The sequence below is a fragment of the Ktedonobacter racemifer DSM 44963 genome (assembly GCF_000178855.1).
Lineage (GTDB): Bacteria > Chloroflexota > Ktedonobacteria > Ktedonobacterales > Ktedonobacteraceae > Ktedonobacter > Ktedonobacter racemifer.
Genome location: NZ_ADVG01000005.1, coordinates 285,226 through 308,002, shown reverse-complemented (window position 1 = coordinate 308,002; position 22,777 = coordinate 285,226). Strand labels below are relative to the sequence as shown.

21 protein-coding genes and 2 pseudogenes are annotated in these 22,777 nt (G+C 54.4%); 9 read left to right on the top strand and 14 right to left on the bottom strand.

Annotation, left to right across the window (positions count from 1 at the left end):
- Window positions 1-270: 270 nt before the first annotated feature.
- The 6 genes and pseudogenes from KRAC_RS55470 to KRAC_RS55445 form a co-directional block, all read right to left on the bottom strand.
- On the bottom strand, window positions 271-747 hold the full coding sequence (locus KRAC_RS55470; protein ID WP_007922154.1) for a flavin reductase family protein: 477 nt from the start codon (window positions 745-747) through the stop codon (window positions 271-273).
- A 91-nt stretch (window positions 748-838) separates the two neighbouring features.
- The gene (locus KRAC_RS55465; RefSeq protein WP_007922152.1) at window positions 839-1,180 is read right to left on the bottom strand and encodes a hypothetical protein; all 342 of its coding nucleotides are present in this window, start codon (window positions 1,178-1,180) and stop codon (window positions 839-841) included.
- A gap of 133 nt (window positions 1,181-1,313) precedes the next feature.
- Entirely contained in the window at window positions 1,314-1,697 is a 384-nt protein-coding gene (locus KRAC_RS55460) for a hypothetical protein (RefSeq protein WP_007922144.1), read from the bottom strand.
- Window positions 1,698-1,747: 50 nt separating this feature from the next.
- Window positions 1,748-2,920 (bottom strand): RNA-guided endonuclease TnpB family protein, encoded by a 1,173-nt coding sequence (locus KRAC_RS55455; RefSeq protein ID WP_007922143.1) that lies wholly within the window; start codon window positions 2,918-2,920, stop codon window positions 1,748-1,750.
- A 121-nt stretch (window positions 2,921-3,041) separates the two neighbouring features.
- Window positions 3,042-3,665, bottom strand: a pseudogene (locus KRAC_RS55450) (nuclease/transposase family protein); the annotation flags it as partial.
- A gap of 290 nt (window positions 3,666-3,955) precedes the next feature.
- Entirely contained in the window at window positions 3,956-4,477 is a 522-nt protein-coding gene (locus tag KRAC_RS55445; RefSeq protein ID WP_007922142.1) for a winged helix-turn-helix transcriptional regulator, read from the bottom strand.
- Window positions 4,478-4,748: 271 nt separating this feature from the next.
- On the opposite strand from KRAC_RS55445, the gene KRAC_RS55440 reads away from it, so the two are divergent.
- On the top strand, window positions 4,749-5,696 hold the full coding sequence (locus KRAC_RS55440) for a DMT family transporter (RefSeq protein ID WP_007922141.1): 948 nt from the start codon (window positions 4,749-4,751) through the stop codon (window positions 5,694-5,696).
- Window positions 5,693-6,598 (top strand): PhzF family isomerase, encoded by a 906-nt coding sequence (locus KRAC_RS55435; RefSeq protein WP_007922140.1) that lies wholly within the window; start codon window positions 5,693-5,695, stop codon window positions 6,596-6,598. Before KRAC_RS55440 ends, KRAC_RS55435 begins: the two co-directional genes overlap by 4 nt.
- Window positions 6,599-6,739: 141 nt before the next feature.
- Here KRAC_RS55435 and KRAC_RS55430 read toward each other — a convergent pair whose 3' ends face one another.
- Together KRAC_RS55430 and KRAC_RS55425 are read right to left on the bottom strand one after the other, a co-directional pair.
- Entirely contained in the window at window positions 6,740-7,690 is a 951-nt protein-coding gene (locus tag KRAC_RS55430) for a S41 family peptidase (protein WP_007922139.1), read from the bottom strand.
- Between the two features lie 465 nt (window positions 7,691-8,155).
- Window positions 8,156-9,390 (bottom strand): annotated as a pseudogene (locus tag KRAC_RS55425) (RNA-guided endonuclease InsQ/TnpB family protein).
- Window positions 9,391-9,472: 82 nt separating this feature from the next.
- Between KRAC_RS55425 and KRAC_RS55420 the strand changes: the two are divergent.
- Window positions 9,473-10,528, top strand: coding sequence for an ArsR/SmtB family transcription factor (locus tag KRAC_RS55420; protein ID WP_040448504.1), 1,056 nt, complete (start codon window positions 9,473-9,475; stop codon window positions 10,526-10,528).
- Here KRAC_RS55420 and KRAC_RS55415 read toward each other — a convergent pair.
- From KRAC_RS55415 to KRAC_RS55400, 4 genes are all read right to left on the bottom strand, one after another.
- Window positions 10,525-11,622 (bottom strand): hypothetical protein, encoded by a 1,098-nt coding sequence (locus KRAC_RS55415; RefSeq protein WP_007922138.1) that lies wholly within the window; start codon window positions 11,620-11,622, stop codon window positions 10,525-10,527. The two genes, KRAC_RS55420 and KRAC_RS55415, sit on opposite strands and share 4 nt — an antisense overlap.
- On the bottom strand, window positions 11,619-12,161 hold the full coding sequence (locus KRAC_RS55410; protein ID WP_007922134.1) for an RNA polymerase sigma factor: 543 nt from the start codon (window positions 12,159-12,161) through the stop codon (window positions 11,619-11,621). The genes KRAC_RS55415 and KRAC_RS55410 overlap by 4 nt, the downstream gene beginning before the upstream one ends.
- Before the next feature lie 240 nt (window positions 12,162-12,401).
- A complete protein-coding gene (locus KRAC_RS55405; RefSeq protein WP_007922132.1) occupies window positions 12,402-12,983 on the bottom strand; it encodes a cysteine hydrolase family protein in 582 nt (193 codons plus the stop codon).
- Window positions 12,984-13,000: 17 nt separating this feature from the next.
- Window positions 13,001-14,776, bottom strand: coding sequence for an MFS transporter (locus KRAC_RS55400; RefSeq protein WP_007922130.1), 1,776 nt, complete (start codon window positions 14,774-14,776; stop codon window positions 13,001-13,003).
- A gap of 162 nt (window positions 14,777-14,938) precedes the next feature.
- On the opposite strand from KRAC_RS55400, the gene KRAC_RS55395 reads away from it, so the two are divergent.
- Together KRAC_RS55395 and KRAC_RS55390 are read left to right on the top strand one after the other, a co-directional pair.
- On the top strand, window positions 14,939-15,556 hold the full coding sequence (locus KRAC_RS55395) for a TetR/AcrR family transcriptional regulator (RefSeq protein ID WP_007922128.1): 618 nt from the start codon (window positions 14,939-14,941) through the stop codon (window positions 15,554-15,556).
- Window positions 15,557-15,803: 247 nt separating this feature from the next.
- Window positions 15,804-16,046: a hypothetical protein gene (locus KRAC_RS55390; RefSeq protein WP_007922126.1), complete on the top strand. Its 243-nt coding sequence runs from the start codon at window positions 15,804-15,806 to the stop codon at window positions 16,044-16,046.
- Window positions 16,047-16,187: 141 nt separating this feature from the next.
- Here the strand turns inward: KRAC_RS55390 and KRAC_RS55385 are convergent, their stop codons facing one another.
- Both KRAC_RS55385 and KRAC_RS55380 read right to left on the bottom strand, forming a co-directional pair.
- A complete protein-coding gene (locus tag KRAC_RS55385) occupies window positions 16,188-16,802 on the bottom strand; it encodes a hypothetical protein (protein WP_007922119.1) in 615 nt (204 codons plus the stop codon).
- A gap of 33 nt (window positions 16,803-16,835) precedes the next feature.
- Window positions 16,836-17,882: a LacI family DNA-binding transcriptional regulator gene (locus tag KRAC_RS55380; RefSeq protein ID WP_007922117.1), complete on the bottom strand. Its 1,047-nt coding sequence runs from the start codon at window positions 17,880-17,882 to the stop codon at window positions 16,836-16,838.
- 731 nt (window positions 17,883-18,613) lie between these two features.
- Here KRAC_RS55380 and KRAC_RS55375 point away from each other — a divergent pair.
- The 4 genes from KRAC_RS55375 to KRAC_RS73270 all read left to right on the top strand — a co-directional run bounded on the left by KRAC_RS55375 (window position 18,614) and on the right by KRAC_RS73270 (window position 22,356).
- Window positions 18,614-19,993, top strand: a complete 1,380-nt coding sequence (locus KRAC_RS55375; protein WP_007922115.1) for a substrate-binding domain-containing protein — start codon at window positions 18,614-18,616, stop codon at window positions 19,991-19,993.
- 88 nt (window positions 19,994-20,081) lie between these two features.
- A complete protein-coding gene (locus tag KRAC_RS55370; protein WP_007922113.1) occupies window positions 20,082-21,080 on the top strand; it encodes a carbohydrate ABC transporter permease in 999 nt (332 codons plus the stop codon).
- A 3-nt stretch (window positions 21,081-21,083) separates the two neighbouring features.
- Window positions 21,084-22,055: a carbohydrate ABC transporter permease gene (locus KRAC_RS55365; protein WP_007922111.1), complete on the top strand. Its 972-nt coding sequence runs from the start codon at window positions 21,084-21,086 to the stop codon at window positions 22,053-22,055.
- A 142-nt stretch (window positions 22,056-22,197) separates the two neighbouring features.
- Window positions 22,198-22,356, top strand: a complete 159-nt coding sequence (locus tag KRAC_RS73270; protein ID WP_157508270.1) for a hypothetical protein — start codon at window positions 22,198-22,200, stop codon at window positions 22,354-22,356.
- Window positions 22,357-22,777: the final 421 nt, after the last annotated feature.

Genomic DNA, 22,777 nt, shown 5'->3' with positions numbered 1-22,777 from the left:
GTGATCAGTAACGATACGAAAGTTTTGCGATTCCTTCAGAATATATGGCGCGATAGTCGCGCTGTGACAGAAGGTGCAGCTCTTCTCATCAGCTTGCGTAATGCTGCTCCCTTGTTGCATGCAGGGGCTCCTTATAAGATAACAGCTATTATAATTTCATTGCTCTTACGCGCTAATTATTCCATATTGCCTTGCACAGTGCAAGAGTTCTGTTGAATGGGCATGTGGCAGGGACGTTCGCCCCTGCCACATGCCCATTCAACAGATGCTTTATCCTGCGTGGCGGAAGCCGGCCTCGGCCATGCTGAGGGGCTGGCCCTCGGCGATCAGGCCAACGTCGACTACCTCCGCCAGGACGAGAATGGAGTCTCCGGCATCCATGCTATTGCGCACCTCGCAGCCAACCCAGCCCAGGGCGTCGTGTAGGACCACGTAGCCATCGGGGTGCAGTTCGTGGCTGATGCCCTGGAGCTTATCAGGATACTTAAAACCGGACTTGCCGAGCGTTCCGGCAAGCTCGCGCTGACCGGTGCGCAACACATTGATGGCGAATTTCTGGCTGCGCTGGATCATGGGCAGAGACTTGGCATCTTTCTCGATGGAAACGGCGACGAGGGGTGGCTCAAATGAGACCTGGGAGAGCCAGTTAGCCGTAAAGGCATTGACCTCGTCCCCCTCGGCGCAGGATACCGCGTAGAGTCCATACGTAAACAGGCGCAACACCTGTTTCTTGACCGCTGGGTCCATCAGTGCATCCTTTCTCTAAGCGAACGTGATGTATCTCTTTTATTGTATGTTATCACGCGGAGCGCTGCCAGAAAGAATGCGCTGACCAACTCTACATAGCGTTGATGGCGTTCTGAGCCTCCTGCAGGCCTACACCATAGAGACTGCGGTAAAGTTGAATGGCCTTTAACTTGTTGCCTGAGAGCAAGGCCTGGCGGATAGCGGCAATCTCTGGCCGCTCCTGCGGGACGCCCGTTACCGGGGAGATAGCCTCTGCTGTGTGGACATTCGAGTCGCTACGCAGTTCCTGCAATATGTTTCGCAGGATCTGCGTTTGCTCCATATGAGCGTGAGAACTCGTCAGGGTGAGGAGCAACTGCTGCATGAGCTTTTCGATCCGGCTCATCCGGGCTTCCAGGGAGGTGATACGCCTGGAAAAATCCTCTTCGTGCACTGAGGTGGTTTCCTTTCCCGCTCTTTGGCGCTCTGTAATATTGTTGATAACAAGCTCTGCTAATAAACAGGATAACAGAAAATGACTGCTCTGACTGTGAACTAGTTCTCTTTTGCGCCAGCTTTTTATCCAGTTAGCTATAGTGCTTGAGGGCGCGGCGCTGGGCGCGATTAAGTTGGATGAAGCCGAAGGGAGAGGTAGAAGCAGGTGGAGTATTCTGCGTGTTTGTGATGGGTGGTGGCTGTGGCGGAGGCACCTCGCTTGCGCTCTGCTCGCTCGGCAAGGCTGTAGAAGTGTGATGGATCTGTATGTTTGGGAGCGAAGTCGGGGCATCAGGTGCGGTGTTGGAAGGTTCCAGAGTCGTATCCGCAGTGGAGGCAGTGTGAGCGCTGACTTTTTTGCCGGTGATGACGTGGTGCGCCAGGAATTCGGGCAGGAGCGGGACGATAGAGGGTGCGAGTGTGTAGTGGCCATAGGAGGGCGAGGTGAGCATGTGGCTGTTGGTCATCTTTGTCAAGCATTGACATCCTCCCCATGGCTAAAGCCAGGGGATTCCTAGAGTCACCTCTAGGCTTTCCTGCTTCGTCGAGACGTGCCTGGTTTGGTTTTCACCGCACCAGGTCTTACAGCCTCTCCACAGGCATTGACCGTGAGCCCCACGGCAAGGATATTGTTTGCTGCGTTGATATCGCGATCATGATGGACTCCACATTCAGGGCAATCCCATTGACGGACATCAAGGGTCAAGGAGTCGAGAATATGGCCACAATCGAAACAGCGTTTACTGGAGGGATACCACTTGTCAATTTTGACAAGGGCTCGACCGTACCAGTCGGCTTTGTATTCGAGCTGGGCCACAAACTCAGACCAACCGACATCACTGATGGCTTTGGCAAGACTGCCATTCTTGACCATGTTCTTGACTGCCAACGACTCAACACACACGACTTGGTTCTCGCGTATGAGTCGGGTCGAAAGTTTCTGCAGAAAGTCACGGCGGCGATCAGCGATACGGGCATGAATGCGTGCTACTTTGAGACGTGCCTTGTCTCGGTTTTTCGAGCCCTTTTTTTTCTTGGCGTGACGACGTTGGGCTTTTGCCAGTTTCTTTTCATCCTTGTGAAAGAACTTGGGATTGCCCACAATTTCGCCTGTCGAGAGAGCCACAAAGGATTTCAAGCCAAGATCAGCACCAATTGCCTGCTCAATGACAGGCAAATGCGCAATGTCATCTTCCACCAGAATGGAGATGAAGTAGCGATTGGCGCAATCTTTGGAAATAGTGACACTCGAAGGAATTGCATCTTTGGGCAGAGGACGCGACCAGCGTATATCAAGGGGTTCACGCATCTTAGCAAGCGTGAGCGTGCCAGTACGCCAGGTAAAAGCATTGGAGGTATAGGTAGCCGATTGCTGGTTTCGTTTCTTGTGAAAGGTTGGATACTTGGCACGTCCTTCAAAGAAATTCAGAAACGCTTTGTCCAGATGGCGAAGAGCTTGTTGCAATGGCACGCTGGAAACGGCGTTCAACCAGTGCATATCTTCTTGCTGTTTCAAATCAGTCAACAGAATGCTCAGGTCTTTGTAGTAAAGTCGCTGATGGTCCTTGTAATAGGCATCGGTTTTCTTGCGCAATGCCCAATTATAGACGAAACGACAACACCCAAAGGTCTGAGCAAGCATCTGCTGCTGTTCTGGTGTGGGATACACCCGATACTTGAAAGCGCGTTTCTGTTTCATACGTTACATTGTAGCAGTTACAGTGTAAAAAGGCAATACCTCTTTCCATCCTCTCTCCCCCACAAAAGGAACGCGCCAGAAGACCCCTGTTTCAAAACAGGGGTCTTCTGGCGCGGTTCAATAAATAACGGACCCCGACGTCCACCCCGACGACGCTGGTTTGCCTTTCTGGCGTGGGGTCCGCCACTTCGATTTCCAGGGAGACCAGCAAATAGAATTGCTTATGCGGTTTATCATACCAGCGTTTGGCTCCACCGATGTCCGCGCCTTTTTGGATGAGGGCCATGTGTTTCTCGTAGCCCGTGTAGGGCACTTTTACCCGTTCCTCAAGGGTGAGGATACTCACGTGCTGATCTTTCTTGAATGTGTAGTCATAGCCATACTGGTAGGTCAGCGTAGGCGAAACATACTTGGGAGCCTTGTCCAGTCCTTTATAGCGTTTCTTGGTGAGACCTGCTTTGCGTTGGATGGCGTTTTGCTTTACCTTGGTCCAGAGCCCCTTGTACGTTGCGCTGACCTGCCGCGACACCGTACAGGCCATTTGTGAGGGAAGACCAAAGCGGGTGCGAAGCTCAGCATACATGCCGTGATGCAGCTTTTTGGCATTGCTGATCTTTCCTTGGGTAAAGGCATAGTGGCTGACGGCATTCAATGCCTCGCGATACGCCAGTTGTGTTGCGCGCAATGCGGTAAACTGCTCTGGCGTCGTGTGTAATTTGATTTTCGCACTGATTGTCGTCTTTATACAGAGAAGTATATCGAATGTTCATTCGCCTGTCAAATACAGAAAAGGAGTGAAAGAATACATGGTTCCCGCTCTGCCCAGCCCCAAAAAGGAACGGCCATTCCTCTCCCGCTTGAAAAGCGGGAGAGGAATGGCCCGGTAAGATGAAATATAGAAGTTATTGGACGCAAGGGGCGAAACCTGAGCTAGCTCAGACTGCTTAAACTGAGTTGGATAAGCTAGCTCGGCCTGTGGGCGTTTATTGACGAAAAATTACGACGTACCATATCTGCAAGCCGGTTAGCAGCAGACTACCTGGACGAGGCCTCATCCTGCAAGATTATATCCTCCCAACCTTCAGCCCTCTCAATCATCTTCTGCGTGATTATACGGGACTCCATGGCTTTGGAGAACACAAGTGAGGTTGTGGGTAGGCCATGGAGAGAGAGCTGATCAATGACTTTCCCCAGGTGCTCGACCGAGGCCGCAACGACCTTGACTACGACCGAATCGCTCCCAGCTACACGATAGCATTCGAGCACCTCAGGAATCTGGCTTACCTGCGTGGCTACGCGATGACAATTCTGTCCCGCAAAGCTTCCCAGGCGCACAATTGCCAGCATGGGCAAACCCAGTTTGGCGAGATTGACCTCGACACGATAGCCGGTAATAATGCCCGCTTCCTCCATTTTGCGCATACGGTCGGCCACAGCTGGCGATGAGAGTCCAACCCGCTGTCCCAGCTCGCTGTAAGAGAGGCGAGCATTCTGCTGTAATTCTCTGAGGAGCAGCCATCCTGTCTCATCGAGCAGTTTCTCAATTTCCAAAGCCATATGCTGTTTTTCCCTTCTTTTTTTAAGTGTACATCCCCAAACATTTTGCTTTTTTCTCGAATTTTAGCACAAAACACCCTATACTAGAAGTCTCATAGAAAGACTTCAGGGCTTTCTAGTTCTTGCCTCGGCTGGCTACGCTCGCGCTCAGGGGAAGGGGATGCTTCCTATCCTCACGAGAATTGGAAAGCCCTGGAAAGACTTTTAGAGGAGGAAGCATTTTCAATTCAGTCTTCACTCTCTATATATGAACCATATGAGGAGAAAGAGTATGCGGACAAAAGAAGTTGGAGTATTGCTGGTGCTTGCGGCACTCTGGGGAGGGGGATTTCTGTTTATACGCATAGCCACGCCAGCGTTTGGCCCGGTTGCCTTGATGGCGATGCGTGTCCTGCTGACCGGGCTTTGCTTGTTCGTGTTTGCGCTGGTCACGCGTACCCGGCTAGAATTACGTACTTATTGGCACCATTATCTAGTCATAGGAATCATCAATGCCGCGCTCCCATTTCTCTTGATTGGTGTAGCGGAACTTTACCTTACCAGTGGGCTGGCTGCGCTCCTTAACGCGACCACGCCGCTGTTTGGGGCGATAACAGCCGTGATCTGGATGCGTGAGGCCATGACGATCAAAAAGGTTGTGGGGCTTGGCCTGGGACTCCTAGGGGTGGTCATTGTGGCAGGCTGGAGTACGCTTCCCTTTTCGACGACGCTCATTCTGGCGGTTGGAGCCTCGCTGGCCGCCGCTGCCTCCTATGGCCTTGCCAGCGTCTATATCAAGGTCTCGCTTGGAAACAAGGTCAGTTCACTGGCTACAGCAACGTGTAGCCAGTTCTTTGCTACTCTCTTTCTGCTTCCGCTGACCTTTGTCGCGCCTCCGACGCGGGTGCCAACCCTCACCGAGTGGCTTTCGGTCGCCGCCCTGGCTCTCCTTTGCACAGCTGCCACCCTTCTATTGTATATCTGGTTGATTGCCCACGCTGGCCCAACGAAAGCGCTGACGGTGACCTTCCTGGCACCCGTCTTTGGCGTTTTCTGGGGAGTGCTATTCCTGAAGGAACCCCTCACGCTCAGCCCGTTCGTAGGCCTGGTCGTCATCCTGGTGGGTGCCGGGCTGGTGACGGAACTGCTGTTACCTGGCTGGCCCAGACGCGTGACGGAGACGCTGTCAGAGCCGGGTGAGAGGCACGTTGCCGCAGAGATGAAAGGGGAGCATTTATGAAGCACTATCGTCTCTATCAAGTAGATGCATTTACGCAACAAAAGTTTCGCGGAAACCCGGCAGGGGTCGTTTCAAATGCTGAAGGCTTAAGCTCTGCTCAGATGCAAGCGATTGCACGCGAAATGAATTGCTCTGAAACAGCCTTCATCTTGCCCTCAGAAGGGCCGGATCACGAGGTTCACATCCGATACTTCACGCCAACCACCGAGGTTCCTGTGTGTGGACATGCGACTATCGCTGCCCATTATGTACGCGCCAAAGAACTTGGACTACCAACTCAAACCTGTGTCCCTACTCTCACAGGAGCAGGCATCTTACCAATTGAGATTGACTGGGAGAACGATGATTATAAAGTGGTGATGACACAGGGAAAGGTGGAGTTTGGCAAGGTGCTCCAGGAGGATGAGCAAGAGACGCTCCTACATGCCTTGGCGCTTCGCCGTGAGACGCTTCTTGAACAGTGTCCCATCCAGATTGTTTCAACCGGCCACTCTAAGGTGTTGCTTGGCATAACGTCAAGAAGCATTCTCAATCAACTTACCCCAAATATGGAGGTCCTTCGGAAGTTAAGCAGCCAGATCGGATGTAACGGGTATTTTATCTTCACTTTCGATTCTGATGTGCCTGGCATTCTCACCTGGGGAAGAATGTTCGCGCCAGCCATTGGCATTCTCGAAGATCCAGTCACGGGGAATGCACACGGCCCGCTGGGAGCCTACCTGGTACACCATCAGCTTTTTTCGCTTCAGGGAGGGCATTTCTCTTTCGTGGGAAGGCAAGGTGAAGCGATCCAGCGCACTGGACAGGTTGAGGTCGTGGTCTGTGGTCGCGAAGAAGAGCCAGAGCTTGTACAAGTAGGAGGCCAGGCGGTCACCGTGTTCCAAACGGAGATCACTTTGTAGGTCCAATGTGATGGCGAGGCTACTCTCTGCGCTTTTCGGTGCTGGTATAAGCTTGCTATAGGTCACATGCCTCTATCCATACTGTAGTGATGTGGATAGAGGCATGTCAGCCAGGAAACTGCTCTTGTGCGAACTGTGGCGCTATTCAGATGTCTCTTTGGCCTCTGTAAGTGCGCGCTGATAGGCGACCTCCAGGGCCTCGGCCTGGACCACTGGCACATCAGGCTGCACGCCAACGCCTTCCCAGTTGGTTTTGCTGGTCGGATTGATGGCGCGCAAGCAGGGAATGAATGCCTCAAAATGGGTATCGATGGGATAGCGTAGCCCCGCGTGCGCCCCGCCACCCGTGGTCTCGCCAATCACCAGGGCGCGCTTTAGTTGTTGCAGGTTATAGGTGAACTCTTCCGCTGCCGAGAAGGTGCGCTGACTGGTCAGGAGATAGAGGGGCCTGTCCAGGTAGCGCTTGCCTGGAACATAGGATAAGGCCCAATACTGGTGCAGCACGTCCTTCCGGCGGTCATATAGCGCATTGAGCTGAATGGTTTCGGAGGCAAAGGCATCAAAGAAATAGCTACAGAGGAACTGGACCATCGTTGGTTCGCCTCCACCATTAGAGCGCAGATCAATGATCATGGCGCGTGTATATATGAGAAAGGTCAGAGCGGCATTCATGCTCTCGCCTGCAAAGTGGGGATGCACAAATTTGTTGAATTGCAGGTAGCCAATATTGCCATCCAGAATCTCGACCTTCTTCAAGCCATAGTTTTCTTTACTCTTCTGGCGGATACGTTCAATCTCCTCTGGCGTGTAATCTTCATGCTCATCGATATGCTGGGGAACCCCAGCCGCCTGATAGAAGAGACGCAGGTGCTTATCGTGTGTGACCTCGCGCAGATGTGCTGTGATCGTTTGCGCGAAGAGTTCACCATCGTGCATATCCGCATAGGTCCCCGCCGCGAGATGCTGGTGCAGCGCTGCCGCAACCTCTGGCACCACCTCAGGAAAGACATATTTCTCCCCCATCTGCTTCAGCAGTTCTTCAATAATTGCCTGAGGCGAAAAGGTCTGTTGTGTCGCATCAATACTCTGCATAGATTCCATCCTTTATCCAACGACGCTGCTAACCTCCATTCCCCCATTCCCCCATTCGGGGACAAGCGGGGACAAGCGGGGGCAAGCGCACGCGTCTACATATCATGGGACGAGAGGTTGTGTGGGTATGGTGCGCTGGGCAAAGCCCAGCGCACCATACCCACACAACCTGGGAGCCACGCAGTGGCGAGAAGCCATTCCCATGAAAGTCCTTGCCTTCACTCATAGGATAAGGTAGACTCATACACATTACAACTTTTTAGCTAATGAGTTAATCAAAGCGAATTGGAGAGTGGCGAAGAATGACGCTTGTTATGTCTCTAGGCGCTTTGCCTGCCGAGCGGCTGGCTTTTAGTTACTCCCCATTGCATGAAACGGTGCGTAGCCTGCGTGTCTTGAACCGGAGTCAGCAGCATCCATTACAGTATCTTAAAATGATGACCACTATGCCTAGAGGTCATCCGTTCAGACGGCTAGCCGTCTGGGGAGAACTGCGGCTCCCGCTACTCCTCGCCCCACTTGCAAAGGGTCGGAGTTACTTTTGCGTAAGATGTTGTAGGATCCGTTGATATCTGCATGAATGAGGCGTCCATCCCTGGCACGATACCAACTGCGAGCCACACGCTTGCCTGAGAACACTGGCTTCTCAGCCGTGTTGGCTTCATAGGTTGGGATGGGGTCGTCGTCCAGAAAACTGGCCTTGCTGGTGTAGCTTTCTTCTTGAAGGATGACCCTGATCCCAACCAGGTGCGCTTTGTAGGTCAACTGCTCAATGAAACGGGCATGGGAAGCTGCACAAACTGCTGGTTGTTCCTGCGTCCCATGGTCACCTCTTGTTTCCACAAGGGATTCTTGCCAATCACCAGCGTTCCGATGCCTTCGCCCACCAAGAGATCAATGATCCGACGGCTGGCCGTGTGCAGATACGCATCCACACGGCGATTGCGCTTCGTCGTCACACGATCCAACTGGCGCGAGGTGTATCGGTTCTCATGCGCGAGGCGTTGCTGCTGCTTGGCGCGCTGTTTGTTGTAGGACTGATTCAGGCTTTTGAGGGGTTTGCCACTCACCAGACGAGGCACAAAACCAGGTTTGTCGCTGGTGATGGCTGCGAGCACGTTGACACCCACATCCACGGCTGCCCGAAGCTGCGGTCAACCCGCAGCTGGTTGGATCTCCTGCTCATAGACGACCTCCAGCATGTAGCCATCAGCGCGTGGAACGATGCGAACCTGCCGGATGGCTTCCCAGGTGATCTGAGTTGCTATCTCAATGGGAAGTCCTGATGGGACCAGCTTGCCTGTGCGCTTGAATACCCTCTTGCCCAGGGCTTTTTTCTCGTAGATGAGCAGGAAACGGCCCTTGGTCTTATCTTGATAGCCAGGGATCTTGGGGCGTCCCGTGAAGGGAGAGGGGTCTTCGCGTTAAGCCTCCATCCCATCAAAAAAGCTGACCCAGTTGTGGTGGAGCTGAATGAGGATGGCATTACTGACTTTGCGCGGGAGGGCACAATAGGCCTCGTGGTGTTTCAAGCGATGGAAGATGGCAGCGTAGGGCAGGTAGGTTCCCTCGTGAATGAAGGCTTGTCGGATCTGGTAATTGGCCTGGTTATAGAGGTTCTTGGAGGCAAAGGCTGCTTGATCAATGACGGCAAAGCGTGCATCCTGATGACGAATGAGATGTCGTTCGACCAACTGCACCTGGTGCCTCCTTCCATTCCGACAACACGTCCTTCGTGTCGGTGAACCTCTCTTGGCGTTTCATGCAAGAACATTCTTTCTAATGAAACTCTACCAGAGATATCTCCAGTTGTCAATATCTGGCATGATTCCTTGGAAACGTTTATCACACCTGCCCTGGGTTCTGCGTATGCGCCAGCAGATGCCTCCGGCTTTAAAGGCTGAGGCGTCTGCCTTCAGTATTATTTTTGCGGCGACGATTCCCGATATCTTCGCGGGACCATTGCGTCTCACGGAGGCTTTTCCAACGTTTGAAGAAGAGTTTCGCGTAACGCAGGACCTGGCCCCTAAGAAGTATGCCGAACTCATCCTGACGCAAACCATTATGAGGGGATCTGAAGGCGAGGGTGAATACACATTTGCGCGGGTAAGCCAGTCGCAGGAGTTGCAGCGGCACGTGCTGGCGCGGACGCAAGAGATGTACCCCGCATCCCTGGCGATGATTGAGGGGCTGTTGACAAATCCGGAGCAGAGCCACAAGCGGTTTCTGCGCTTTCTCGCCTGGTATTGGGAGGTGTGTATCTCGCCCGAGTGGCCCCAACTGGAGGAACAGCTTTTGCGCGATATTCAGCAGCGAGGGCAAATTCTCTTTGAGCAGGGGCCATTTGAAGTGCTTGACTCGCTGGCACCCCAGCTGAATGTGTCCCGGCAGGAAGGGAACATCACAATGCGCTATCCCTCGCAGAGGCACGAGGAGAGGCGCATTGGTGAGCAGCTTTTCCTTGTCCCCTCGGCTTATGTCTGGCCACGGCTGCACATCATGTTTGAAGAGGATATGCTGGTCGCCCTTGTCTACTCAATCCAGCAGTTTCAGGAGGAGGGGAGCGCGCCAGTGCCACCGGAGCGCCTCCTCAAGTTGCTGCGCGCGGCAGGCGATATGACGCGCCTGCAAATCCTGCAATTGCTCAGCCAGCGCCCGCGCTCCACGCGTGAACTTGCTGGCATTCTGAACCTGACCGAGGCTGGTATCTCAAAGCACCTGAAGCTCTTGCAGGACGCGGGCTTTGTGCGCCCGGAACGCTCCAGCTACTACGTGCTGTACCAGAGTCAGCGCGAACCGCTGGCCGAGATTACTCGTGGATTAGAGAGGTTGTTCTAAGCATCTGACTTTGCCTTGCCGAAGGCGACGGCGTAGCCGGGAGCGCCGATGGCATAGTCCCAGGTAATGTGTTTCATTGAGCAGCCGGGAAGGTTAAGCGTTGTACCAGGTAGCGTTTCCCAGCCAAAGTTGCCGGTAAAATCGCTGTCTGGTATGGGACCAGGCACAGTCTGTTCACTTGTCCCATTGGTACACAGTTTATCGTAGAGGTATTGCAGGTGGGTTCGAGCAGGGGCTGGGGCATCAACGGCTATACGCGGGGCTGCGACTTGAAGGGTAAGCTGTCGATCCTGTGGAATTTGAGAAGCGACTTGAATGTGTATCGTCGGCCAATGTCCATCTAGAGGGTTTTGAGTAGGTCGAGCCAGGCGACTATCGTTAGCGTCAAACTCTACATAGCTTGTCAGGGTAATGGTGCCGCTCCACTGTAAGACGAAGTATTTATGCGCACTTAACGTTTGCCCAGGCGCAATTTGAAAATGCTGTCCGGCTCCCGCTGGACACTTATGATCCATTGCTGGAAGTTCAAAGGCAGGCTTCAAGTCCTCCTTTATGTTAAGGCCGGGGGCATAACCGCAGCCATTGCCGAAAGGGACGCCAACCCTGTGCGTCTTTGAAGTGTGATTGGTGAGCTTGATGTTAACCTCAAGCATCTCGCTGATAAAGTAGGGGCCAGGGGTGATGCCAAGCGTCATCTCGAAGCCGCCAGCCTGGGCAGATGTGGTGCCGGGTGCTCTAACAGGGCCAATTGCTGGGCCACTCACAATTATTTTTTGCGGGACGAAGAGCAAGAACGTAGACGTAATAATCACACCCACTACCAGGACTGCGACAAGGCTGCTGGCTAGTCGCACGAGGCGCTGGCGGCGCGTGGCCGGTGGCTGTGAAACAGGAGCCATGAGGATCTGGCCTGACTCATATTCCTTGTCCGGAAGGGTATCAGGCGATGTTTGTAGCAGGCGCTCGCGTACCTGCTGGGTGATCTGTTCCTGCTCGGTGGGCGTGAGATCGAGAGGTGTGGGGTGTTCTTCTTGGAGCAGGCCTACAAGGTCGTTCCCCTCTTCTTCTGGCAGGATGTCCTCAAATGGCTTCATGGTCTGCCTCCTTTCTCCTGGCGTTCGTAGAGTGTTCGTAGCTGCTTGAGAGTGCGCGCCAGCATCTTGCGCACCGTCCCATCTGGTTTCTGTAAGTGGGTCGCGATCTCGACCAGGCGCAGATTCTCTTGATAGCGTAGATGGATGAGTTGTTGTTGGAGGGGAGTGAGCTGCGCAATGGCCTCGCGCAGGAAGGTATATCGCTCCTGGCGCAGGAAGCGCTGTTCGGGCGTTGGCTCCTCGTCCTGGCTGTCCCGCGTCTCATCCAGGGGGACAATTGTCAGGGCGGTGTGATGGCGATAGTGATCGATGGCTTTATTGCGTGCGACGCGGTAGAGCCAGGCTCTTTGCTGTTCATGGGTGAGACGCGTGAAGGCCTGGCTTGTCAGGGCTGCGGCAAAGACGTCAAAAAGTACATTTTCGACATCCTGGTGGCTCGTCATAAGCCGGGCCAGGTAGGGCAGGAGCGCGGAGATATGGCGATCATAGAGCGCTATGTGTATATCGCTCTGTTCTTCAGTGGTATGGCCCTGGTGCATAATATGCCCCTCTCGTTCATTTGAGATCTCATAGAGCATATCGGATGAGGCCATCAAAACGTGGCACGGTCGGAGAAATTGGCCAAAGAGGTGGCGCGTATGTAAGTCAATGGCCGTGCACTACTGACGTACGCGCCTACGCTGGTGGATATCTCTTTGTTCCCCCCAACGGATGGGCAACCTGTCCGTCTACCAGGCAACAAAGTGTAGGCGCGTACGTCAGTAGCGAGCGCATCATCTCTACTTCAGGGCTGCGAGCACCTCCTGGGAGGAGATGACGCTGGCCTGGCGGGGAAACACCTTCTGGGTCAGGACGCGATGAACCTCTTCATCTCCATCGGCACAGCAGTCTTCGACTACGACCAGTTCGTAGTCCATGTCGGCGGCCCAGCGCACGGTCGAGAGAACGACGCCGCTTGTAGAGACGCCCATCAAGACCAGTTTCGTGATGCCCTGCGAGCGTAGAATGACTTCGAGGTCTGTAGTGCTAAACGCTCCTACCCGCCGCTTGGTGACGACGCTCTCTCCAGAGAGGGGAGCGACCCGCTCATGAATCTCCGCGCCAGGAGTGCCTTCGAGCAGGCGGCCCGTCTGGCGGATAGCCGAGAAGCTGCGATTGCGCGGGCTGGCCTCGGGATAGCCCGCGCGGAAGCGGACAACCACGTGGATGACTGGTAGATGGGCCTCGCGTGCCGCTTGCAGCACGCCTGTCGCCCGGTCAAGGAGGGGGGACTTCTTCTCGCCCATGTTGGCCAGAATGTCATTCTGATAGTCCATGATCAGGAGGGCGGTTTTTTCATCTTTTAGCGTTACGTTTGTCATGTTTTTCTCTTTCTTTTTTAGTCTGCGTCTGCTGTGGCGTGTATGGTGGCCTCTACTTTTTCTTCGCTTAGTTCGACCGGGCGGGCAAGTTGTTGCTTGCCGCGTAGCACGGAGGCAAGGGCCGCGACCAGGCACATGGCGGCTGACAGGTAGAAGACGCTATGCAGGCCAACCGCGAACGGCAACGAGATCAGGTTCGGGAAGAAGGAATGGCCCAGCAGGTTGGCTTTATCGGCGGCAGGCAGGGAGTTAAGTACCTTTCCTGACACCAGTCGCGCCATAGGGTTATAGCCCAGGAAGGCAGCGAAGAGTGCCGAGGTCGGTGGCAGGTGTGCGATCCCGTCCGCCACGCTCGCCGGGACGCCCGCCGCCGTCAGGCCACGCAGCAGCGTCGTCGGTAGGGAGGAGGCCAGGCCCAGTATAATCAGGCTGAAGAAGATGCCGATACTGACGATAGAGCCTGAGTTCTGGAAGGTCGAGCGCATACCAGAGGCCACTCCGCGCTGCTCGCGTGGCACACTGCCCATGATGGACGACGTATTGGGCGAAGAGAACATTCCCTGCCCAATGCCCAGCATAAACAGGATCAAGGCGAACCAGGTGTAGTCAAAGTTCAGCGGGAGAATGGTCAGCAGGAAGAAGCCCAGAGCCTGAATGAGCATGCCCAGCGTCGAGAAGGGGCGTGCGCCAAAGCGATCCGAGAGCCAGCCGCTCAATGGTCCCATCAAGAGAAAGCCGATCATCAGCGGGATCATATAGATGCCGGCCCAGAGGGGCGCGACCTCGTAGTCGTAGCCATGCAGCGGCAGCCAGATGCCTTGCAGCCAGATGATAAGCATAAATTGCAAACCACCACGCGCGATACTCGCCAGGAAGCTACTCGCGTTCCCCGCCGCGAACATGCGGATCTTAAAGAGGTCCAGGCGGAACATGGGATCAGGGACGCGCAACTCGATCCAGACGAAGGCCGCGAGCAGAAGCACGCCCAGGACGAGCGCGCCCAGCACCAGGGGATTGCCCCAGCCCGTTGGCGAACCACCATATGGCTCGATGCCATAGGTAATACCGATTAAGAGCACCGTCGCCCCAACCGCGAAAGTGATATTTCCCAACCAGTCGATGCGCTGGCGTTTGCGGGGCGTCGCGGTCTCGCGGAGCATGGTATAGGCCCAGATCGTACCAACGATGCCAACAGGCACGCTCACCAGGAAGACTAGACGCCAGTCAAAGTACGACAGGATACCGCCCAGGATCAGGCCGATGACCGAGCCGAGAATGGCGGCAATCTGGTTGATGCCTAGGGCAAAGCCACGCTGGTGCTCGGGAAAGGCGTCGGTAATGATCGCCGCGCTATTGGAGAGGAGAAAACCCCCGCCAATCCCCTGCACAAAGCGGAAGAGAATCAGTTCCAACGCCCCGGCATTCCCCGTACCTGGAGTCAGCCAGAGCAAGATGCTGCCAATGGTAAAGATAAGAAAACCCAGGTTATAAAACCTGACGCGCCCAAACATGTCGGAGATGCGACCGAACGTGACCAGGAGCGTGGCCGTTACGACCATATAGCCCATCAGCATCCAGAGGAAGTAGCCGGTCTCACCGGGTGCCAGGGGATCAATATGAATGCCTTTGAAGATGACCGGGAGCGAGATCAGGACAATACTTGAGTCGATGGTTGCCATAAGTACGCCCAGGGTCGTATTTGTCAACGCGATCCACTTATAGCGCGGTGAAACGGGCCTGTTTCTGCGAGGAATCCGTTTCTCCTCTTGCCTTGCACTATGTTGCGCCACCATGCCTTTCGCTTTCTAGAAGGGTTGTTGCTGACAACGCCTATCATTGATAAAGTTGTATCTTGCCTTGACTAGAATGATATTCTAGTACTAGAATATCATTCTAGTCAAGGGGATGCTATAATTGTGCTCACAGATAGGTTAGAGAAAAGGAGATTTTGTGTGATGGATAGTTTAGAGCGTAGCGCGACGACCGAGTCCAGGCGGCAGAGTATTCTTGGTGCCGCGCTCCCCCTCTTCCTGACAAAGGGTTTTACTGAGACCACGATGGAGGATATTCGCCAACGCTCGGGAGCCAGTACGGGGAGCATCTACCATCACTTTGAGAATAAAGAGATGCTGGCGCGTGCGCTCTACCTAGAGGGACGTACGTCCCTCCACGATGTACTCTTTACCGCTCTTGCTACCAGTGATCCCCGTGAAGGTATCACTGGTCTGGTCTATGCTTACCTGCGATGGTATGAGCAGCATCCAGATTTAGGGCAATATGTCATGCAGGCGGGCGATACCGAATACCTGGGTGCCTACGTCAAGGTGCTACGTCAGAAAACCAAAACCGTCCTGCCGGAGGAGAACTTTCCCACGCAATTCTTCCAATGGCTTGCTCCCTTTGTCGAAGCGGGCGCGGTCAAGTGCCTCCCCCAGCACGTATACTTCCCGCTCGTCATCGGCCCCAGCCGTGATTTCGCGCGCCGCTGGCTCAGAGATCGCATTGCCAGCGAAATGCAGGAGGCGCGCGAACCCCTGGCCGAGGCCGCCTGGGTCTCCCTCTCGGCTGGATAACGCCAGGCGCGTACGTCGGTAGCGCCTACGCTGGGCGACGGGTGAATGAAACAAGAGCGTATTTTTCTGGCAGTTCGCCCTGGCCTAGTGGCTGGGGGGGTGTTGTTCTTATAGCCTTAATGGGCCTGCTGGTGAAGGTGACCTATCCACGTAAACTGGCGGTGCATTTTATTCCCATTTGCGTTCCAGCAGAACAACGGGGACCTTGCGTGTGATCTTTGCCTGAAGCTCAGCGAGACCAAAGATCATGCTTGAGCAAGAGAGACGGTGGAAACACCAGGTGGAACCCAGGCAACCGATCGATCCAACTATGCCCCGGGAACTGCCTGTCATGCAACTCTCACAGGTCCTGATCGGCACCATCGTCTGGTGGTTGGAGAGCGAAAAGAGCTATACTCCCAGACAAATAGCAACCTGGTTTTGCCGTTTTGCGTTTTATGGATATCTCTCTGCACTCGGGTATGAGACTCCGACGCCATGGAAGGAATGAGGCCACTCGAGGAAGCCTATGCTTGGTTCCGGTGCATGCATCTGGAAGCTCCGACCCCGGATCGCCTCACTCGCTTGATTCGTTCTGCTGCGCATACCGTTGAAAGAACATTTGGCTTATGCCGATAGCGGGCTTCGTAAACTAGGACGAGAAGTGAAAGGACTTCACCATGCGCTCAAAATAGTCGTGGGACGTTTTTGCGTAGCTGCTGGTGGTGTCCTGGCAGATGATGAAATAGAGTTCTGTTTTATTGGCGCTAATGGCGTGATCGATGCCGAGTACCGTTTCTTTGACCGCGAGGGTTGAGCCGTCGCTCTGCTTGACCTGCTTCTCCATTGACCCCTGGTACCAGTGTTCGCCGTTGAGGGCGGTGATACTCAGGCTAGAGGCTTGCATAGGGTGTTGTGAAGAGCCAAGGAAAAGCTTGAGCATGAGATCACGTGAGGATACGGTATTGTTTGGACGTGTGGCATACAAGACGTGGAGTGAGGCTGCCGGGTCCTCAACACGTGTGAAGAGCGTCCCCTGGAGCATTTCGAGCTGGGGAGAGCTGGCCCCGAGGTAGAGGTCCTTGGTTGAGACATCCCAGTCGCTCATATAGTCCATAGAGAAAAGCTGGGTGTGCTGGTTTTTCCAGACCGGTGGCGCGCTGACTGCGTTACTGGCCTCGAAGCAGGCGCTCAGTACGACGAGGAGCGTCAGAAATGAGGCGACAAGGCCAGTAACTCGCGCCAGGCGCGTGATTGCAGTGCTCATCAAAATAGCCTCCTTGCTATCTTTTGACCAGTATTACTTTTCTGTGAGCGGCCCTGGGCGCGGGGGCGCGCAGGATGCTCTGACAACGAGCGAGGTTGAAAGTTCGACATGGTTGGACTCAAGCTGCTGCCCGGCGATGAGGCGTAACAGCATAGTGGCCGCCATCTTACCCATCTCGGCCAGCGGCTGGTGAATGGTCGTCAGGGGCGGAGACATCTGGGCGCTATACATCACATCGTCGAAACCGATCACACTCATGGCATCGGGGATATGAATGTTGCGCTGGTAGAGGGCCTGGTAGACTCCCGCGGCCTGCGCGTCATTCCCCGCGAAGATTGCCGTGGGCGGCTCTGGCTGATCGAGCAGGGAATATGTCTGCTGCACGCCATCGCCCAGCAAATAGTTGCCCTCGCAGATCAGGGCGGGATCAATCGGGATGCCTGCGCGCTCAAGTGCCTCGCGATACCCGGCCAGGCGTGCGCGCGAGGTGGTGAGATGGAGCGGACCGGTAATGATACCGATGCGGCGATGACCCAGAGAAATAAGATATTCGGTCGCGGTATAGCCACCCAGCCAGATCGTAGACCCGATGGTGGGGAAGGCCGTGGTAGGCTCGTTGCGATCCCCGATGGAGACAAAGGGAATACCTTGCTCCATCAGCGCGTTAGCGATGCCAAGCCGTTCGTAGGGCAGGAGCAATAAGACACCATCAGTGGAGCGGTCAAGCAGGCGTCGCAACCATAAAAGCTCGGTATCTTCGTTCTCATGGGTTGCGAAGATCACAAGCCTATGCCCACTCTCCTCCAGCACATCCTGCACACCATGCATGATGCCGAGATCATAGCCGCCTTCCAGGCGCATAATTACCAGGTCGATCAGTCCACTCTGCCCCTTGCGAAGATGGCGAGCCGCGTGATTCTGAATATAGTCATGTTGTTCGATGAGCTGCTGTATACGTGCTCGGGTCTGCGCGCCTACGCCGGGAAGCTGGTTGAGCACCTTAGAAACTGTGGTCGTCGAGACTCCCGCCTCCTTTGCGATTTGCGCCATGGTTGAACGTTTGATCTGTCGCTGCTCCATTACACATGCCTTCCCGTCGATTTAGGTAAACGATAACCTTCAATTTATTGCGCTAATCGTACCTGTTTTTTCTCTAATTGTCAATTGTATACTAGCGTCTTGTCAGGTTTCCTCGAAGGCCTTCTATTTCTCTCTTTCCGGCTCGCAAGTTCGCCGGAGGTGGGAGGGATGAGCGTGTGACATGGGCAATTGCCCATGTCACACGCTCATCCCTCCCACCCCTGAGTGTCGTAGGCACGAAAGTAAGCGCGAAAAGAACGTAATTTTGCCAGGGTAAATTTTTCCTTTACTTCTACCATTGACATTGGAGATTTTCTATGTTACCTTTTCTTTCAAGGAAACAAAAGGTAAACGATAACCTTGATTTACCTTAGAACACTTACCTGGTGGGTTGCTTATTTTTCGTCAACGTTGGACGAACATACTACCATTGAGGAGGTTCAAAAGGCTATGAGGCTACGACTATCTCCGCGCAACTTCAAATGGACCAGGCCCTCTTCGGGCTACCTGGTTTCCCACACACTACATGCAACTCACAGGTGGTTCTTCGCTCACCCTCACCTCTAGTTGCGATTACCACTGGCTCTCTTAAGGCTCTATCAATCGGCATTCTCAATTTACAGTGACTGTTTCTCTTATTCACTTTGTCTACGGTCATGTTGAGATGTTCTCTAGTACATGCTTACAACATGACGTAGGTATGACATGCTCTTTTTCAAGGAGGTCTCTTCATGGGCACGAAGCTCAACTTCCGCTCTTCTCTCAATCGCAGGAGTTTCTTGCAAGGTTCTGCCGCCGTTGGTGCTGGCGCGCTTGGTCTGGAGTTCCTGGCTTCTTGTGGAACGACAACCTCAAGCGCGGACTCGACGGTGACGGCGACCATCGACACCTTACCCGCTGCCGCCAATAAGGGCGCTGTCTACGTATTTAACCAGGGTGTCAAGCAATTCGAGCAGACCCACGCTGGTGAGAAGATCGTTGGCAGGAACAATCCTTACGATCCCACGACCTACTTTGCGCGCCTGGCTGCTGGGCAGTTGGAGGATGTGAAGGAGAGTTGGTTTACCGAGCCGCCGCTGTTGATCAGCAAGCATGCCGTGGCTGACATTACTAGCCTGGCGAAGGGCTGGCAGTACTGGAGCAGCTATAATTCAGGCATCGCGTCCATCGCCACCGATCCCGCGACGGGCAAGATCTATGGAATTCCTGTCAATGGCTACGCATTGGGCATCTACTACAACCGCAAGATGTTTAAGGCCGCTGGACTCGATCCTGATAAGCCTCCCACGACCTGGGAGGAGTTCCGTGGTTATGCCAAGCAGTTGAAGAGCTCATCCGTGGCGGGCTATGCCGAGACGAGCACGAGCAACCAGGGCGGCTGGCACTTTACCAACTGGATGTATACCGCGGGCGGAGATATGCAGTCTGCTGATGGGAAGAAGGCCACTTTCAATAGCGACAAGGGTGTAAGTGTACTGCAAATGCTCAAGGACATGCGCTTTACTGATCAGTCCTTGACGAAGCAGCAGCTCTTTACCCAGGCCGATACGCTACAGCTGCTGGCGACAAACAAGGTTGCGATGGTTGTCATGGCTCCCGACCAGCTTAATACCCTGAAGTCGCAGTACCAGGCGAACCTGGATGACTTTGGTATTGGCCCCATGCCACAGAACGGTGGCAACGCGGCCCTGACCGGAGGCAACATCTTCATCTTCAATCCCAAGTCGTCGAAGGAGAAGATTAAGGTTGGCTTCGACTACGTTATCTACAACAATTTCGACCTGAATGTGATGGAGAGCAATCTGGCGAGCCAATCGGCCTCCGGACAGGTCGTGGGTGGTCCTACTAACGTGCTCTTTACCGGCGAATTCCAGCAGAAGGTAAACGAACTTACGACTAAATATGCCAATACGCCCTTGCAGAACTACCAGACTTTCAACAAATCGACAGCCGCGCTGCGTCCTGAGCCACGCAAAGAGACGCAGAAAATGTACGCTGCGCTCGACCCGGTGGTACAGGCTGTGCTGACGAACGCGAGTGCTGATCCAAAGAAGCTGCTCGACCAGGCTGCACAGCAGTTCCAGCAGGTTCTCGATCAGTCGGCCTCCTAGTTCGATAGGCGGGAGGGGACGCTTTCGCCTTTGTGGAGAAGGCGTTCTCCTCTTGTCAGGTAGCTAAATTTCTGGAAGGAGCTATGTTATGGGGCTGCCATCGTCTTCGTCGTCCCCTTTGCCTCTCCGTAAGTCCGCGTTGCCGCCGCGCAATATGCTGACACCCAAACGTGCCCCGGCTTCTCGGCAGGAGCGGCAGGTGGGACAAAAATTACTGCTAGTCTTTCGGCGTAATCTCAGTGGTTATCTTTTTCTGCTGCCTGCGCTACTAGTCTTCGCGTTCTTTGTCTGGTATCCCATCGTGCTAGGGTTCTCGATCAGCTTTCAGAGCATCGATATGATCAATCCTCCTGCCTGGGTAGGATGGGCAAATTATCACCATGTGCTCACTGATCCGCTCTTTGCCGTGGCCTGGCGCAATACTGTCGCCTTTACGTTCTACGCGCTGCTCTTTGGCTACGTGATTCCTATCGTGCTGGCGTTGCTGATTAACGAGATGCGCCATGGTAAGGGCTTTTTCCGCCTGGCCTTCTACCTGCCAGTGATGCTGCCGCCAATTGTAACAGTCTTTCTCTGGCGCTGGATTTATAATCCCGATTCTGGCCTCTTGAATGCTTTGCTCAGCCTGGTGCATCTTCCCGGTGGTCTCTGGCTGGAGACGCCAGGAAGCGCACTCCCGGCCTTGATGGTGATTGCGACCTGGAGTAATGCTGGTTCCACTATGCTAATCTACCTGGCGGCGCTTCAGGGAGTCTCGGCCACGCTCTACGAGGCATCTGAGATCGATGGCGCGAGCATCTGGCGCCGGCTCTGGCATGTGACGCTGCCCGCCATTCGCCCTATTATGCTTCTCATGCTAGTCTTGCAGGTCATTGGTACGATGCAGGTCTTTACTGAGCCATTTACAATCACGGGTGGTGGCCCGCAGCACGCGACGGTGAGTGTGCTCCTCTTAATCTATAACTATGCCTTCCAGGACGCCGATTTTGGTAGCGCGAGCGCGTTAGGGGTGATCCTCTTCCTGGCACTGGCGGTCTTCGCCCTGATCTATATGCGTATGACCAATCGTTTAATGCAAGGAGACTAAGCCATGGCCCTGCCTATCCAGAATCCACCACTTATGCCGGCTCCAGCGAAGAAGAGCTGGTTTCGCCGGGAACGTTCCACCGAGGAGGCGAGCGGGCGTTCGCTGGTCTCGCCCCTGTCGCTGAGGCGCCCGACTGGACGCGCGCTCTACTGGCTGATTTTCGTGCTGCTCCTGGGCACGACGGTGATTACGCTGGGTCCGATCTACTGGATGTATACTGGGGCGCTCAAGTCGAGCACTGAGCTTTTTCAGACCCCGCCTACGCTCTGGCCCGCACATCCCTTGTGGGACAACTATAGCAATGCCTGGGACGTGCTGAGCTTCCCCCTCTATTTTGGCAATACCCTTGCCCTGGCGGTGGGAGCCGTAATATTGCAGCTCGTGGTATCTGCGACAGCCGCTTACTCGCTCTCCAAGCTGAATCCGGCAGGTAAGGGCATTATCCAGTTTAGCTTCTTCTGCACGCTGATGGTGCCGCCGGTGGCCTACTTGATCCCGCAATTCGTCAATATCAGCGATCTCCCCTTGCTACATATCTCACTGATCAACAACTGGGCCGGGGTCTGGCTCCCCTCTGCGGCCAGTGCCTTCAATATCCTGGTGCTCAAGAGCTTCTTTGATAGCATTCCCGCCGAGTTGGCGGATGCCGCGCGCCTGGATGGTGCCAATGCCTGGCAACTCTTTACGCGTATTATGCTCCCGCTCTCGCGCCCGGCCCTGGCTGTGGTGACAATCTTTACCGTGGTGGCCTCGTGGAAGGATTTCCTCTGGCCTCTACTCGTGCTGACCGATAGTAATCTCCAGCCGTTAAGTGTGGCGATCTTTCGCCAATCGGGGATCAACTCTAATTCCCCCCTGCCTTTTACCTATCTGATTGCTGGCCTGGCACTGGCAAGCGTCCCTCCGATCATCCTGTTCCTGGTGTTCCAGCGACAGATTATTCGCGGCATCAACCTGACCGGATTGAGGGGATAGATCTACATTTTTTAATGGAATGTGCAAAAAGCGGGCTAAATGTACATTAGAAGCAGTGCCAATATTCCGGTAGGGACCAGCTTTAGCGCGTCCGAAGGCGATTCATCGCACTTCGGCGCTAGCCCAAAATGGCACACAGGAGTTGAACAATTTTGATGTCTATGCCGCAGGCGGGTATAAGCGCGCCACGGTCAAGCAGTTTACGGTGAACGCCGATAGCAATGGCCAGATTGCCATCGCCTTCACACAAGGGGCCGCGGACAATCCCTTTATCAGTGGTATCGAGGTGTACGCCAATTAATGGCGCACCTCGCTAGCGGGCGTAGTGGCAGGCCGTTCCCTGCCACTACACTCTCCGGCCCTATTTCTTTTCTCTTTTGCCAATCCTCTCCTTTTCTATAGAGCTGTTGCTGACCTGTCGAGGGGTTCAGTGAGTCATTGAAAGGAGGAGTACGCCACTCAGAAGCAGGAGTCAACACTGCTGTGCTCTCTACCTGTTGTATGATTGACAGTGAATTCCGTCAACCACGTTGCAGGCTCAGGGCATTTGTTGACAGCATGTTACATCGTTGTACACAGCCATGCCGTCTCTCAGGCTGGCGGCATGTGCGAGAAAGAAGCCTGGAAAGGAATGCGCGCAATGCAGGATGCAAAGCGAAGAAGGCGCACAAAACTAATAGGGACGTTGATTCTCTGCGTTTTATTCCTCAGCACCATGGGGA

What these genes read in the sequence shown, in the direction of transcription:
- KRAC_RS55470 (WP_007922154.1), bottom strand. Translation starts at nt 747, where the DNA reads ATGGACCCAGCGGTCAAGAAACAGGTGTTGCGCCTGTTTACGTATGGA.
- KRAC_RS55455 (WP_007922143.1), bottom strand. Translation starts at nt 2,920, where the DNA reads ATGAAACAGAAACGCGCTTTCAAGTATCGGGTGTATCCCACACCAGAA.
- KRAC_RS55445 (WP_007922142.1), bottom strand. Translation starts at nt 4,477, where the DNA reads ATGGCTTTGGAAATTGAGAAACTGCTCGATGAGACAGGATGGCTGCTC.
- KRAC_RS55440 (WP_007922141.1), top strand. Translation starts at nt 4,749, where the DNA reads ATGCGGACAAAAGAAGTTGGAGTATTGCTGGTGCTTGCGGCACTCTGG.
- KRAC_RS55435 (WP_007922140.1), top strand. Translation starts at nt 5,693, where the DNA reads ATGAAGCACTATCGTCTCTATCAAGTAGATGCATTTACGCAACAAAAG.
- KRAC_RS55430 (WP_007922139.1), bottom strand. Translation starts at nt 7,690, where the DNA reads ATGCAGAGTATTGATGCGACACAACAGACCTTTTCGCCTCAGGCAATT.
- KRAC_RS55420 (WP_040448504.1), top strand. Translation starts at nt 9,473, where the DNA reads ATGAAACTCTACCAGAGATATCTCCAGTTGTCAATATCTGGCATGATT.
- KRAC_RS55415 (WP_007922138.1), bottom strand. Translation starts at nt 11,622, where the DNA reads ATGAAGCCATTTGAGGACATCCTGCCAGAAGAAGAGGGGAACGACCTT.
- KRAC_RS55410 (WP_007922134.1), bottom strand. Translation starts at nt 12,161, where the DNA reads ATGCACCAGGGCCATACCACTGAAGAACAGAGCGATATACACATAGCG.
- KRAC_RS55405 (WP_007922132.1), bottom strand. Translation starts at nt 12,983, where the DNA reads ATGACAAACGTAACGCTAAAAGATGAAAAAACCGCCCTCCTGATCATG.
- KRAC_RS55400 (WP_007922130.1), bottom strand. Translation starts at nt 14,776, where the DNA reads ATGGTGGCGCAACATAGTGCAAGGCAAGAGGAGAAACGGATTCCTCGC.
- KRAC_RS55395 (WP_007922128.1), top strand. Translation starts at nt 14,939, where the DNA reads ATGGATAGTTTAGAGCGTAGCGCGACGACCGAGTCCAGGCGGCAGAGT.
- KRAC_RS55390 (WP_007922126.1), top strand. Translation starts at nt 15,804, where the DNA reads ATGCTTGAGCAAGAGAGACGGTGGAAACACCAGGTGGAACCCAGGCAA.
- KRAC_RS55385 (WP_007922119.1), bottom strand. Translation starts at nt 16,802, where the DNA reads ATGAGCACTGCAATCACGCGCCTGGCGCGAGTTACTGGCCTTGTCGCC.
- KRAC_RS55380 (WP_007922117.1), bottom strand. Translation starts at nt 17,882, where the DNA reads ATGGAGCAGCGACAGATCAAACGTTCAACCATGGCGCAAATCGCAAAG.
- KRAC_RS55375 (WP_007922115.1), top strand. Translation starts at nt 18,614, where the DNA reads ATGGGCACGAAGCTCAACTTCCGCTCTTCTCTCAATCGCAGGAGTTTC.
- KRAC_RS55370 (WP_007922113.1), top strand. Translation starts at nt 20,082, where the DNA reads ATGGGGCTGCCATCGTCTTCGTCGTCCCCTTTGCCTCTCCGTAAGTCC.
- KRAC_RS55365 (WP_007922111.1), top strand. Translation starts at nt 21,084, where the DNA reads ATGGCCCTGCCTATCCAGAATCCACCACTTATGCCGGCTCCAGCGAAG.